The sequence below is a fragment of the Bacteroides sp. OM05-10AA genome, from assembly GCF_003439055.1.
GTDB lineage: Bacteria > Bacteroidota > Bacteroidia > Bacteroidales > Bacteroidaceae > Bacteroides > Bacteroides intestinigallinarum.
Genome location: NZ_QSUR01000013.1, coordinates 1 through 13,140 on the forward strand (window position 1 = coordinate 1; position 13,140 = coordinate 13,140).

A 13,140-nucleotide genomic window follows, 5' to 3' on the forward strand; every position below is an offset into this window, starting at 1 on the left:
CCCATTAGAGTATAACTAAAAAATAAAGTTGTGCAACAGGCACGTATGCTAACACCCGGGTGTCAGGCATCATGAGACCCGGGTGTCAGACAACTAATCATTGCAGTGTTTTGCATTCTTCTTTACTATCACTCATAATTTCAATCACTATTAGATTGTAACATTTAACTCATACCTCCAAAACACAAATATTAAAACGCCTAGATAAAGAAAAACACTGGGAAATTCATTAAAAATTTGGGTAGAATATTAATCACCTTCTCAAAATCAATGAGAAGCAAAGAACACTAAATTAATAAGAATTGATAGAGGAAGTTTCAATAATAGAGACCGGAAGATTAGATTAATTTTAAAATTCGAAACAAAAACATTGAAAAACAACAAGATAGGAGAAAAAAAGCAGAAGGAAAGGAGGAAAGAAAAATCAATAAGTCTTAGCAGAACTTGGTACATTCGTGATTGTAAACTTACCGTCAATATCAGTGATAGTACCAAGGGTAGTGCCATTCACCAATATTGAAGCACCTACGACAGGTTGCCCATCTTCTTCAGAGGTAACCAAACCGGTAACTCTGGATGTTTGCGCTGTCACTAGACCTATACCTATAAAAAGGAAGGTCATTAAGAACATCAATTTTCTTTTCATAAATTCTCTCTTAAATTTAACCTATAAACAGATTTTTTGTCTCTAACAGGTTGCAAAGATAACACTAATTATGACAAACCGAAAAAAGTGTTACGTATTTAACTAAAAAGTATCATTTTGAAAGCAAGAAGTATTCAAAAACTGATAGGTTAAAATAATACCTTTCCGATTTAGCATATTTTAAAAGATAATTTCTATCATAAAGATAGCACCAAAATCAGGCTTTTCAAGGAAAAGTGAACATTATTGCCTCCAAAACGGTATCTTTTTATCATTTTGCACCTTCAAAAGGGTTAAAGAACTATTAACAATGATAAAGGCAGAAACTTCTACATACCAAGTTCTGCTAAAACTTTGCGCGTTTCTTATGTAGGAATGATTTCGCAGGACGTTTCCATCAAACCGGGAGTGATAAAAATTGTTTTGAAAAGCGACGCGAAAGCACTGGATGAGGTTGTGGTGACAGCCATGGGTATCTCACGCGAGAAAAAAGCACTGGGTTACGCCGTTCAGGACGTAAAATCGGATCAACTGACGCAAGCTGCCAACTCTAATCTGGCGGGAGCGTTGCAAGGTAAGGTGTCCGGTTTGGACGTGAAGCCTTCAAGTGGTATGCCGGGAGCTTCTTCACAGATCACTATCCGTGGTGCACGTTCTTTCTCGGGTGACAACACTCCGCTTTACGTTATTGACGGAATGCCGGTGACCAGTACGCCGGATGTTAGCACAGACATTCAGAACAATGGTAGTGTGAGCGGAGCGGACTTCGCCAACCGTGCGGTAGATATCGACCCTAATGATATTGAAAGTATCAACATTTTGAAAGGACAGGCTGCATCTGCACTTTATGGTATCCGCGCTTCCAATGGTGTGATTATCATCACAACCAAGAGTGGTAAAGGACTGGAAAAAGGCAAACCGCAGGTTAGCTTCTCTTCTAATGTCAGCTTCGATGTAGTCGGTCGTCTGCCGGAGTTCCAGAAAACATACGCACAAGGTTCGGGTGGAGTATTCAGCACTACTTCGGGAACGTCTTGGGGACCTAAGATTTCCGAACTTCCAAACGACGCAACGTATGGAGGTAACACAGATAACGAATACACGCAGAAGTTCGGTAAGCAACAAGGAAAATATTATGTTCCCCAGCGTGCAGCAGCCGGTCTTGACCCGTGGGCTACTCCACAGGCATATGACAATGCAAAAGACTTCTTCGACACAGGAATCACCTGGAGCAATTCATTGAATGTAGCGCAGATGCTCGACAAAAGCTCCTACTCTATCTCATTGGGAAATACACATCAGGACGGTATTATCTCAAGCACTGGTATGGACAGATATAATGTAAAGGTTAGTGCTGACACGAAACTGACTAACAACTGGAGTTCCGGATTTACAGCTAACTATATCACTACTTCTATCGACAAGGCAGTGACTTCCGGTAACGGTCTGTTGAGAACGGTTTACGCAGCTCCTCCCAGCTATGATCTGGCCGGTATTCCAAGTCACGTAGACGGTAACCCGTACACACAGAATTCTTTCCGTGGTAGCTTTGACAACGCTTACTGGGCGATGGAAAACAACAAATTTACGGAAGATACCAACCGCTTCTTCGGAAATGTGTATGCAAGCTATCAGACTGATTTCGGCACAACGAACCACAAGTTGAACGCGAAATACATGGTTGGTGTGGATGCTTACACCACTCACTATGTAGACAGCTACGGATATGGTAGCAACACCGGTGGCGGTCGCGGACAGATCGAGAACTACGGCTGGACAAATGCTACATACAACTCATTGCTGACCATCAACTACGACTGGCATATCAATGAAGACTGGGGACTGAACGCGGTAGTGGGTAACGAAATTATCCAAAGCAACAGAAAGAAGTATTATGAATATGGTACGAACTACAACTTCCCGGGATGGAACCACATCAACAACGCCACTACTCAACAGACAGAGGAAGAGACATGGAAAAACCGTACGGTGGGATTCTTCGGTAATGTATCGGCTTCTTACAGAAATATGCTTTATCTGACCCTCACCGGACGTCAGGACTATGTATCCAATATGCCACGTAACAACCGCTCTTTCTTCTATCCTTCTATTTCGGCTGGTTTTATCCTGACGGAATTAGATGCATTGAAAAACAATATAGTTAATCACGCCAAATTGAGAGTATCGTATGCGGAAGTAGGACAAGCAGGTGATTTCCTTGAAAACTACTACTCTACTCCTACGTATGGAGGTGGATTCTATACGTTAACTCCAATCATGTACCCGATGAAAGGTACTACCGCCTATACTCCGTACTACACGATTTTCGACCCGAAACTGAAACCGCAGAATACACGTTCGTATGAAGTGGGCGCTGACGTGAACTTCCTCGATAACTTAATCACATTCAGTTATACGTACTCACGCCAGAACGTTAAAGACCAGATTTTTGAAGTGCCTTTGGCTTCTTCTACCGGTGCTAGCAAACTGCTCACCAACGGTGGTAAGATTCATACCAACACGCATGAATTCACTCTTGGCTTCAATCCAATCCGGACGAAGAATATCAACTGGGATTTTGCATTCAACTGGACGAAGATCGACAACTACGTAGATGAACTGGCACCGGGTGTGGAGAATATCTCTCTGGGAGGATACGTTACTCCGCAGGTACGCGCTTCAGCAGGTGAGAAATTCCCTGTCATCTACGGTGTAGGCTTCAAGAGAGATGCGAATGGTAATCGTCTGGTAGACGAAAACGGTTTACCTATCGCTGGTGAAGCACAGGTTATCGGTAAGGTTTCTCCGGACTTCCTGATGGGCTTCAACACCACATTACGCTTATGGAAGTGTACAATCAGCGCAGTGCTCGATTGGAAACAGGGTGGTCAGATGTATAGTAGGACAACCGGACTGGCAGACTACTATGGTGTCAGCAAGAGAACGGAAAACCGTGATGGTACTATCATCTTTGACGGCTACAAAACTGATGGAACTAAAAACGATATCGCCATCACAGGTGCAAACGCACAACAGGTATATTACAGCCGTTTGAACGACATCGACGAATCTTCTGTATATGACAACTCTTTCATCAAACTGCGTGAAGTGGCTGTCAACTACAAAATTCTTCAAAAACGTTCGATTGAACTTTCTGTAAACGCATTTGCCAGAAACATTCTGATCTGGGCACAATTGCCTGACCTCGATCCGGAAGCCAGTCAGGGTAACAACAACATGGCAGGAGCATTTGAAGATTATTCAATGCCGCAAACAGCTAGTTTCGGCTTTGGTTTCAACATTAAATTTTAATCTGCAAGACAATGAAAAAATATAAATCAATAGGAAAATTGCTGGCAGTTTCTTTCTTGACTGCTACCATTGCTTCTGCTTGTACGGAAGACGCAATGGATAAAATCAATGAAAACCCTAACAATCCGTTGGATGCGCCCGCTAAGTTCTTAATTACGGACTTAGGCGTAAGTACTGCATTCAGCACTGTAGGAGGGGATTTCTCGCTCTATTCTTCTGTTTACATAGAACATGAAACGGGTATATCCAACCAGCTTTACCGCGCGGAAGTACGCAGCGGAGAGCCCACAACGGCTACTACCTACAACAATGCATGGATCAACGTGTACTCAAATATCAAAAATGCTAAAATCGTTATCAAGAAATGCGAAGAAGATCCTTCGGAAAAAGGAAACGTAGTGACGGAAGCGATTGCTAAAATCCTGCTCGCCTACAATGGAGCTGTGGCAGCCGATGTGTTTGGAAACACACCGTATAGCCAGACAGGTATCCTCAATCCGGACGGTACACCGATGTATATGCAACCTAAAATGGATACACAGGAAAGTATCTATCAGGAAGTAATGCAGAACCTGGATGATGCCATCACTCTACTGAATAACGGTACTGCCAAAGATACGGGCTTATCCGGTGCAGTCGGTTCTAAAGACTTGATCTATGGTTCAAACACCAGTACACAGGCAAGTATGTGGCTTAAAACGGCCTATGCGTTAAAAGCACGTTATACAATGCGTCTGCTCAATAAAAGTGCCAACAAGACTACAGATCTTCAGAATATTCTTACTTATGTGAGCAAATCATTTGCCAACGCAAGTGAAGAATGTAAGTTGGCCGTTTACGATGCTGATTCGCAATTGAATCCGCTTTGGTCCTTCAGCTACAGCCGCAACAGTTTAGCAGCTAGTGCAAGTCTGATTGAAAAGTTCGTTGAGCGCAATGACCCCAGAGCACCGCAAGCGTTCCTGGAACCTGATCCTACCGGATATATCACTTATGGATACGGAGCTACGCAAGCTACGGACATCGCAGGCATCAAAGCGGCTCCTAACGGAACTCCGCAAGAGTTGCAGAATAATTATGGTATGTCGATGATATCATGGGCTATGTCGGCTCCTACTCTTTTAATCAGCTATCACGAAGTGAAATTCCTTGAAGCAGAAGCATTGTGCCGTTTGGGAGGCAGACTGGGCGAAGCTAAGACTGCTTTGAAAGATGCAGTCACTGCCGGATTCGAGAATCTGGGAAATTCAATTATAGATGCTGCAGACACTTGGATATATGATGGTGACAGCGATTTGGGTGCAGATGTGGCAGAAGCCTATTTCACGGATAAAGTAGAACTGTTATTCGATGACAACCCTCTGCAAGAGACAATGATACAAAAGTATCTTGCTTTCTTCGGCGCATCCGGCGAATCACTGGAAGCCTATAATGACTACCGCCGTCTGAAAGGTGCAGGAGAAAACTTCATTGTACTGAAAAACCCGCAGAACAGCAGTAAATTCCCATTGCGCTTCGGTTATGGAGCAGACGATGTATTGGCAAATCCTGAAGTGAAAGCTGCTTTCGGTGATGGACAGTACGTATATAGCGAGGCCGTATGGTGGGCTGGCGGAAACAAATAATGAACTTAAAATCTCTCAAAGGAGAGACTTTACATAGAGTCGTTTCTGTACTCTAACAAATTAACAGAGACGAACAAAAATAGGCCAACCGTGAGGTTCGCCTATTTTATTTTGTCCAAATCCATCAGATCAATATCCCAATAATAACAGAAATATGAGTAATATATAACGGCATATCTTTATACCATTTTTCTACCCAATCATACTTCTTTTCCATGCTTTTACGTTTTTAACGCTTAAGCACTTTTTTGATAAATTAAAAAAATCTCGTAAGAATCAATCTTACCACTGCAAATCGGGTAAATATTTACTCAACGTAGTGCGGAGAATACCCAAGGTGATAGGTTTCACCAATACTTCAGTTGCTCCTGCATTCATTGCATTTTCCTTATCCGAGCTAAAAGCATAAGCCGTCTGCATGATAATAGGAATTTCTGTGTTGGATTCACGAATTATCTTCGTTGCTTCCAATCCGTTCATCACCGGCATCTTAATATCCATTAGCATTGCTTTGGCTCTTTGCTGGTGTTGCTGAAACAACTCCACCATTTCCTGGCCATTTTTAGCCCACTCGATATCACACTTTTTGCCTATGATAGCCTTGATTAATTTAAAGTTGCTGTCATCGTCTTCAGCTACCAAAATTAAAGGTCTGAATTCATTCATTTGTTCGCTTTCCATATCGCTTATATATTGTTTTTTTATCTGTTTTTTTTAGAGCTATCTTCCTTTTCAGCCCGCAAGGTATAAAAAATATTCATATATTTCGCTATCTTTGCGCCTCAATTTAAAAGAATAGTATGATTTCTGTTGACGGACTAGCCGTAGAGTTTGGCGGCACTGCTTTATTTAGTGATATTTCTTTCGTAATTAATGAAAAAGACCGCATCGCTCTGATGGGCAAAAACGGGGCTGGAAAAAGTACGCTGCTGAAGATTTTGGCAGGCGCACGGCAACCGACACGTGGAAAAGTTTCCGCACCCAAAGATTGCGTAGTAGCATACCTGCCTCAACATCTGATGACGGAAGACGGAAGAACAGTGTTTGACGAAACGGCACAGGCTTTTTCACATCTTCATGAGATGGAAGCGCAGATCGAAAAGTTGAACAAGGAGCTTGAAACACGGACGGACTACGAGAGCGACAGTTACATGGCGCTGATCGAGGAAGTGTCCAGCTTGAGCGAGAAGTTTTATTCAATCGATGCTACTAATTATGAAGAGGATGTGGAAAAGGCATTGCTTGGATTAGGATTCACCCGAGGAGATTTCCAACGCCAGACGAGTGATTTCAGCGGTGGATGGCGAATGCGTATCGAACTCGCCAAATTGCTGTTGCAGAAACCGGATGTGCTCTTGCTTGATGAGCCGACGAATCATCTGGATATCGAATCTATTCAATGGCTGGAGGATTTTCTTATTAATAATGGAAAAGCAGTCATTGTAATTAGTCACGACCGTAAATTCGTGGATAATATTACAACACGCACCATCGAAGTGACGATGGGACGTATCTATGATTACAAGGTAAATTACTCGCAATATTTGCAGCTGCGCAAGGATCGCCGCGAACAGCAACAGAAGGCTTATGACGAGCAGCAGAAGTTTATTGCTGAAACGAAGGAGTTTATCGAACGGTTCAAGGGGACTTATTCAAAGACGTTGCAGGTGCAAAGCCGCGTCAAAATGCTGGAGAAGCTGGAATTGCTCGAAGTGGACGAGGAGGATACTTCTGCATTGCGACTGAAATTCCCGCCTTCACCCCGTTCGGGCAGTTACCCGGTCATCATGGAGGGTGTTGGAAAGACATACGGAGACAAAGTGGTATTCCGCAATGCTAATCTGACGATTGAGCGTGGTGATAAGGTAGCTTTCGTTGGTAAAAACGGTGAGGGTAAGTCTACGCTCGTGAAGTGTATCATGAAGGAGATTGAGCATGACGGTACATTGACTCTCGGACATAATGTGCAAATCGGATATTTCGCTCAAAATCAGGCTTCGCTGATGGATGAAAACCTGACGGTTTTCCAAACGATTGACGATGTAGCCAAAGGGGATATCCGGAACAAGATTCGTGATTTGCTGGGGGCGTTTATGTTTGGCGGTCCCGAGGAATCGATGAAAAAGGTCAAAGTGCTTTCGGGTGGAGAGCGTACCCGTCTGGCTATGATTAAATTATTGCTGGAACCTGTCAACCTCCTGATTTTAGATGAGCCGACGAATCATCTGGACATGAAAACGAAAGATATTCTGAAACAGGCATTGCTGGATTTTGATGGTACGCTGATCGTCGTTTCACACGACCGTGACTTCCTCGACGGGCTGGTTACCAAGGTGTATGAGTTCGGTAATCAAAAGGTGACGGAACATCTTTGCGGTATCTATGAGTTCCTCGAAAAGAAGAAAATGGATTCGTTGCAAGAACTGGAAAAGAAATAATAAATAATAAAAAGAGGGTATCGGCTACAGGCGAAATAAAAGTATTTGTATATTTGCACTTTGAAGCTCTGAAAAGCGGATAACCTCTAAAAGAAAGGATGAAAGGGAAGAAACGAATGATAGTAACTCTGCTGTTTTTTATCAACATTATTATGTTGGTGGCAGCGGTTATTCCCCATCATCATCACCCCAACGGAATGATTTGCATGAAGCAGGACTTGCCTGTAGAACAGCAATGTCCCACGCATCATCATCACCCGGGAAACGACTCATGTTGCAGCAGCGAATGTATGACTCGTTTCTACTCTCCCACTCCATCCATACATACGGATAGCGGACCGGATTACGTATTCATCGCTACCTTATTCACGGATGTAATCATCGAACATTTATTACGACCGCAAGAGAAACGGATTAAAAACTATTACGTTTACCGAGACTCTCTGCATGGTACGGACACTCATCGTACCACTTCTCTTCGTGCCCCTCCCTACTCTGTTTTTGCGTAAAAGCGTAAATGCAAATCAGTTGCATCTACGCTACCTTATCTTTGTAGCGTAAAAAGAAAACAGTAAAATTTAGTAGGAAAATATCATTATGAAAAAACTTATTTTCGTGGGAATCCTGGGCTTATTCGTGCTGGGATCCTGTAATAATAGTACCGTCACACACACACACGATGAACACGATCATGCCGCGGAAGGACATAATCACGAGGCAGAAGGACCCGATCATTCCCATGAAGGCGAATGTAGCGGAGAACACAATCATGAAGCAGCCGATGAACACAACGAAGCTGCCGAAGCCCACAGTGATGAAATCATTCTTCCGAAAGCGAAAGCTGAAGCAGCCGGTGTAAAGGTGAGCGTTATTGAACCTGCACCTTTCCAGCAAGTGATTAAAACCAGCGGACAGGTGCTGGCTGCTCAAGGGGATGAATCGGTTGCCGTAGCTACAGTAGCCGGCGTGGTATCTTTCCGTGGAAAAGTAACGGAAGGAATGAGCGTCGGCAGCGGCACTCCGCTAGTCACTATTTCTTCAAAGAATATCGCCGATGGTGATCCGGTGCAACGTGCCCGCATTGCCTACGAGGTATCCAAGAAGGAATACGAACGTATGAAGGAGCTTGTGAAAAACAAGATCGTATCCGACAAGGATTTTGCACAAGCGGAGCAAAGTTACGAAAACGCCCGTCTTAGTTACGAAGCTCTTTCCAAGAATCATTCGGCTATCGGCCAAAGCATTACGGCTCCTATTGCCGGATATGTGAAAAGTATTCTCGTGAAAGAAGGTGACTATGTGACAATCGGACAACCGCTGGTAAACGTGACGCAGAACCGTCGTCTTTTCCTCCGTGCCGAAGTGTCGGAAAAGTATTACCCGTATCTCCGCACCATCAGTTCCGCCAATTTCCAGACTCCTTATAATAATCAGGTGTACGAGTTGAAAGCATTGAACGGTAAACTTCTCTCTTTCGGAAAAGCTGCCGGAGACAATTCTTTTTATGTGCCTGTCACTTTTGAGTTCGACAACAAAGGGGAAGTGATTCCCGGCTCATTTGTGGAGGTATTCCTGCTTTCTTCAGCAATGGAAAACGTGATTTCTCTTCCGCGCACCGCGCTGACAGAGGAACAAGGCATATTCTTCATATATCTGCAACTGGACGAAGAGGGTTATAAAAAACAGGAAGTAACGATAGGAGCCGACAACGGCAAAAGCGTTCAAATCCTGACTGGTGTAAAGGCTGGCGACCGTGTAGTGACCGAGGGTGCTTATCAGGTTCGACTGGCAAGCGCAAGCAATGCAATCCCGGCACACAGCCACGAACACTAAAGAGACTAGGCGTCGCAACCGTTTTTTTGTGCGGCGCATCTATCAAGTTATTTATAACTCTCAATTAATGAAATATCATGCTTAATAAAATTATACATTACTCCCTACACAACCGGTTGGTTGTAGTTTGCGCGGCCATCCTCCTGCTTATTGCGGGAACGTACACCGCCATGCATACGGAAGTAGACGTATTCCCCGACCTAAATGCACCTACGGTAGTAATCATGACCGAGGCGAACGGTATGGCTGCGGAAGAAGTTGAACAGCTCGTTACTTTTCCTGTTGAAACTGCCGTAAACGGAGCTACGGGTGTGCGTCGTGTCCGCTCTTCCTCTACTAACGGATTTTCCGTTGTTTGGGTAGAATTTGATTGGGGAACGGATATTTATCTCGCTCGTCAGATTGTTAGTGAGAAATTAGCGGTGGTCAGCGAATCGCTGCCGGTCAATGTCGGCAAACCGACTCTTGGACCACAGTCTTCTATCTTAGGCGAAATGCTCATCGTCGGTCTGACTGCCGACTCCACTTCCATGCTCGATCTTCGCACGATTGCGGACTGGACCATCCGTCCACGCCTGCTGTCTACCGGAGGAGTGGCACAAGTGGCTGTGCTCGGAGGAGATATCAAAGAATATCAGATTCAGCTAGATCCCGAACGGATGCGTCATTACGGCATCTCGATGGGAGAAGTGATGGCTGTAACACAGGATATGAACCTAAATGCCAATGGAGGTGTGCTCTATGAATTCGGAAATGAATATATTGTACGTGGCGTACTCTCCACTTCGAAAACAGAGCAACTTGGCAAAGCGGTAGTAAAGACAGTGAATAACTTCCCTGTCACGCTGGAAGATATTGCAAACGTAACTATCGGCCCGAAGGCTCCGAAGCTGGGTACTGCTTCAGAACGCGGCAAATCTGCCGTCCTGATGACTGTTACCAAGCAACCGGCTACCAGCACACTGGAACTGACGGACAAACTGGAAGCATCTCTGAAAGACCTCCAGAAAAATCTGCCGCCGGACGTAAAAGTTTCAACAGACATATTCCGTCAAAGCCGCTTCATCGAAAGCTCCATCGGCAATGTGAAGAAATCACTCTTTGAAGGAGGTATTTTCGTTGTCATCGTGCTTTTCCTGTTCCTGGCAAATGTACGTACTACGCTGATCTCATTGGTGACACTACCACTTTCCCTGCTCGTTTCGATCCTGACTTTACACTACATGGGGCTGACAATCAACACCATGAGTCTTGGAGGTATGGCGATAGCTATCGGTTCATTGGTAGACGACGCCATTGTCGATGTGGAAAACGTATATAAACGACTGCGGGAGAACCGCCTGAAAGCGGAAGCAGAAAGACTAAGTACGCTCGAAGTGGTATTCAATGCGTCGAAAGAGGTGCGCATGCCTATCCTTAATTCAACGTTGATTATCGTAGTCAGCTTTGTTCCGTTATTTTTCTTGAGCGGCATGGAAGGCAGAATGTTGGTTCCACTAGGTGTTGCTTTTATTGTGGCCTTGTTTGCGTCTACGATAGTTGCATTGACACTGACTCCGGTGCTCTGCTCTTATCTATTAGGAAGCAATAAGACGAACAAGGAACTGAAAGAAGCTCCTGTTGCCCGCTGGATGAAAGGGATTTATGAAAAAGCACTGACTTGGGTATTGGCACATAAACGTGTGACTCTCGGAAGTACAATCGGACTTTTTGTAGTTGCCCTCGGAGTGTTTTTCACACTTGGACGCAGCTTCCTTCCTTCGTTCAATGAAGGATCGTTCACTATCAATATCAGTTCTCTGCCGGGTATTTCGCTGGAAGAAAGCAACAAAATGGGACATCGTGCCGAAGAGTTATTAATGACGATTCCCGAAATACAAACGGTAGCCCGGAAAACGGGACGTGCCGAATTGGATGAACATGCGTTAGGAGTCAATGTTTCTGAAATAGAAGCTCCGTTCGAATTGAAAGATCGCTCGCGTAGTGAACTGGTAGCTGATGTACGTGAAAAATTAGGTACGATCACCGGAGCAAACATAGAAATCGGACAACCGATCAGCCACCGTATCGACGCAATGTTGTCGGGTACGAAAGCGAATATTGCTATCAAGTTATTCGGTGACGATCTGAATAAGATGTTTTCACTCGGTAATCAAATCAAAGGAGCGATCAGTGACATTCCCGGTGTTGCCGACCTGAACGTGGAACAACAGATTGAACGTCCGCAGCTGAAAATACAGCCTAAACGGGAAATGCTGGCTAAGTTCGGTATTACCCTGCCGGAATTTTCGGAATATGTGAATGTAGCTTTGGCTGGAAAAGTGATCTCACAAGTGTATGAACAGGGCAAGAGTTTTGACCTGATCGTAAAAGTGAAGGATGATGCCCGGGATGAGATGGAGAAAATCCGTAACCTGATGGTAGACACGAACGACGGCCGCAAAGTTCCTTTGAGCTATGTAGCGGAAGTGGTATCGGCCATGGGTCCGAATACGATCAACCGCGAGAATGTGAAACGTAAAATTGTTATTTCCGCCAATGTGGCCGATCGTGATTTGCGCAGTGTTGTGAATGATATTCAGCAACGTATCGACACATCGGTACAATTACCCGAAGGTTATCATATCGAGTATGGTGGACAGTTTGAAAGCGAGCAGGCTGCCAGCCGGACGTTGGCGTTGACTTCATTTATCAGTATCGTGGTTATCTTCCTGTTGCTGTACAATGAGTTCCGCAGCGTGAAAGAATCCGGGGTTATCTTGCTGAATCTTCCGCTGGCATTGATCGGTGGTGTCTTTGCCTTGGTGATTACAACAGGGGAAGTCAGCATTCCGGCTATCATCGGTTTCATCTCTTTATTCGGTATTGCCACCCGTAATGGTATGCTGTTAATCAGTCACTACAACCATTTGCAACAGATAGAGGGTTTGAACGTGTACGACAGTGTAATTCTGGGTTCTCTCGACCGTCTGAATCCGATTTTGATGACGGCATTGTCTTCTGCACTGGCACTGATTCCATTGGCACTTGCCGGTGATTTGCCCGGTAACGAAATCCAGAGTCCGATGGCTAAAGTAATTTTAGGAGGATTATTAACGTCTACTTTTTTGAACGGTTTTATCGTTCCGATTGTTTATCTGATGATGCATCGGAAAAAGGCCCAGAAAAGCCTGTAGAGGGTGGCCTTTTTCCTCGGTGAGGAAAGCATCGTTCCTCGGTGAGGAAAGGGTCGTTCCCCGGTGAGGAAAGGGTCGTTCCCCGGTGAGGAAAGGGTCGTTCCCCGGTG

Annotated in this window: 8 protein-coding genes; 6 read left to right on the forward strand and 2 right to left on the reverse strand. The window is 44.5% G+C overall.

Annotated features, from left to right (window positions below):
• Positions 1-424: 424 nt before the first annotated feature.
• On the reverse strand, positions 425-646 hold the full coding sequence (locus DXB58_RS11865) for a carboxypeptidase-like regulatory domain-containing protein (protein WP_004297975.1): 222 nt from the start codon (positions 644-646) through the stop codon (positions 425-427).
• A 333-nt stretch (positions 647-979) separates the two neighbouring features.
• Between DXB58_RS11865 and DXB58_RS11870 the strand changes: the two genes are divergently transcribed.
• Together DXB58_RS11870 and DXB58_RS11875 are read left to right on the forward strand one after the other, a co-directional pair.
• Complete coding sequence (locus DXB58_RS11870; protein ID WP_255421167.1) at positions 980-3,958, forward strand: SusC/RagA family TonB-linked outer membrane protein; 2,979 nt, start codon at positions 980-982, stop codon at positions 3,956-3,958.
• An 11-nt stretch (positions 3,959-3,969) separates the two neighbouring features.
• The gene (locus DXB58_RS11875) at positions 3,970-5,583 is read left to right on the forward strand and encodes a SusD/RagB family nutrient-binding outer membrane lipoprotein (RefSeq protein ID WP_122136849.1); all 1,614 of its coding nucleotides are present in this window, start codon (positions 3,970-3,972) and stop codon (positions 5,581-5,583) included.
• Positions 5,584-5,865: 282 nt separating this feature from the next.
• On the opposite strand, the gene DXB58_RS11880 is transcribed toward DXB58_RS11875, so the two are convergent.
• Positions 5,866-6,264: a response regulator gene (locus tag DXB58_RS11880; protein WP_004297972.1), complete on the reverse strand. Its 399-nt coding sequence runs from the start codon at positions 6,262-6,264 to the stop codon at positions 5,866-5,868.
• Positions 6,265-6,383: 119 nt separating this feature from the next.
• On the opposite strand from DXB58_RS11880, the gene DXB58_RS11885 reads away from it, so the two are divergent.
• The 4 genes from DXB58_RS11885 (at position 6,384) to DXB58_RS11900 (ending at position 13,030) form a co-directional block, all read left to right on the forward strand.
• Entirely contained in the window at positions 6,384-8,021 is a 1,638-nt protein-coding gene (locus tag DXB58_RS11885) for an ABC-F family ATP-binding cassette domain-containing protein (RefSeq protein WP_004297971.1), read from the forward strand.
• 98 nt (positions 8,022-8,119) lie between these two features.
• Entirely contained in the window at positions 8,120-8,530 is a 411-nt protein-coding gene (locus DXB58_RS11890; protein WP_122136850.1) for a DUF6769 family protein, read from the forward strand.
• 88 nt (positions 8,531-8,618) lie between these two features.
• A complete protein-coding gene (locus DXB58_RS11895) occupies positions 8,619-9,854 on the forward strand; it encodes an efflux RND transporter periplasmic adaptor subunit (RefSeq protein ID WP_122136851.1) in 1,236 nt (411 codons plus the stop codon).
• Positions 9,855-9,931: 77 nt separating this feature from the next.
• Complete coding sequence (locus tag DXB58_RS11900; protein ID WP_122136852.1) at positions 9,932-13,030, forward strand: efflux RND transporter permease subunit; 3,099 nt, start codon at positions 9,932-9,934, stop codon at positions 13,028-13,030.
• Positions 13,031-13,140: the final 110 nt, after the last annotated feature.

Excerpts from the sequence above, each read along its gene's own strand:
- DXB58_RS11865 (WP_004297975.1), bottom strand. The coding sequence starts at position 646 with ATGAAAAGAAAATTGATGTTCTTAATGACCTTCCTTTTTATAGGTATA.
- DXB58_RS11880 (WP_004297972.1), bottom strand. The coding sequence starts at position 6,264 with ATGGAAAGCGAACAAATGAATGAATTCAGACCTTTAATTTTGGTAGCT.
- DXB58_RS11900 (WP_122136852.1), top strand. The coding sequence starts at position 9,932 with ATGCTTAATAAAATTATACATTACTCCCTACACAACCGGTTGGTTGTA.
- DXB58_RS11895 (WP_122136851.1), top strand. The coding sequence starts at position 8,619 with ATGAAAAAACTTATTTTCGTGGGAATCCTGGGCTTATTCGTGCTGGGA.
- DXB58_RS11890 (WP_122136850.1), top strand. The coding sequence starts at position 8,120 with ATGAAAGGGAAGAAACGAATGATAGTAACTCTGCTGTTTTTTATCAAC.
- DXB58_RS11875 (WP_122136849.1), top strand. The coding sequence starts at position 3,970 with ATGAAAAAATATAAATCAATAGGAAAATTGCTGGCAGTTTCTTTCTTG.
- DXB58_RS11885 (WP_004297971.1), top strand. The coding sequence starts at position 6,384 with ATGATTTCTGTTGACGGACTAGCCGTAGAGTTTGGCGGCACTGCTTTA.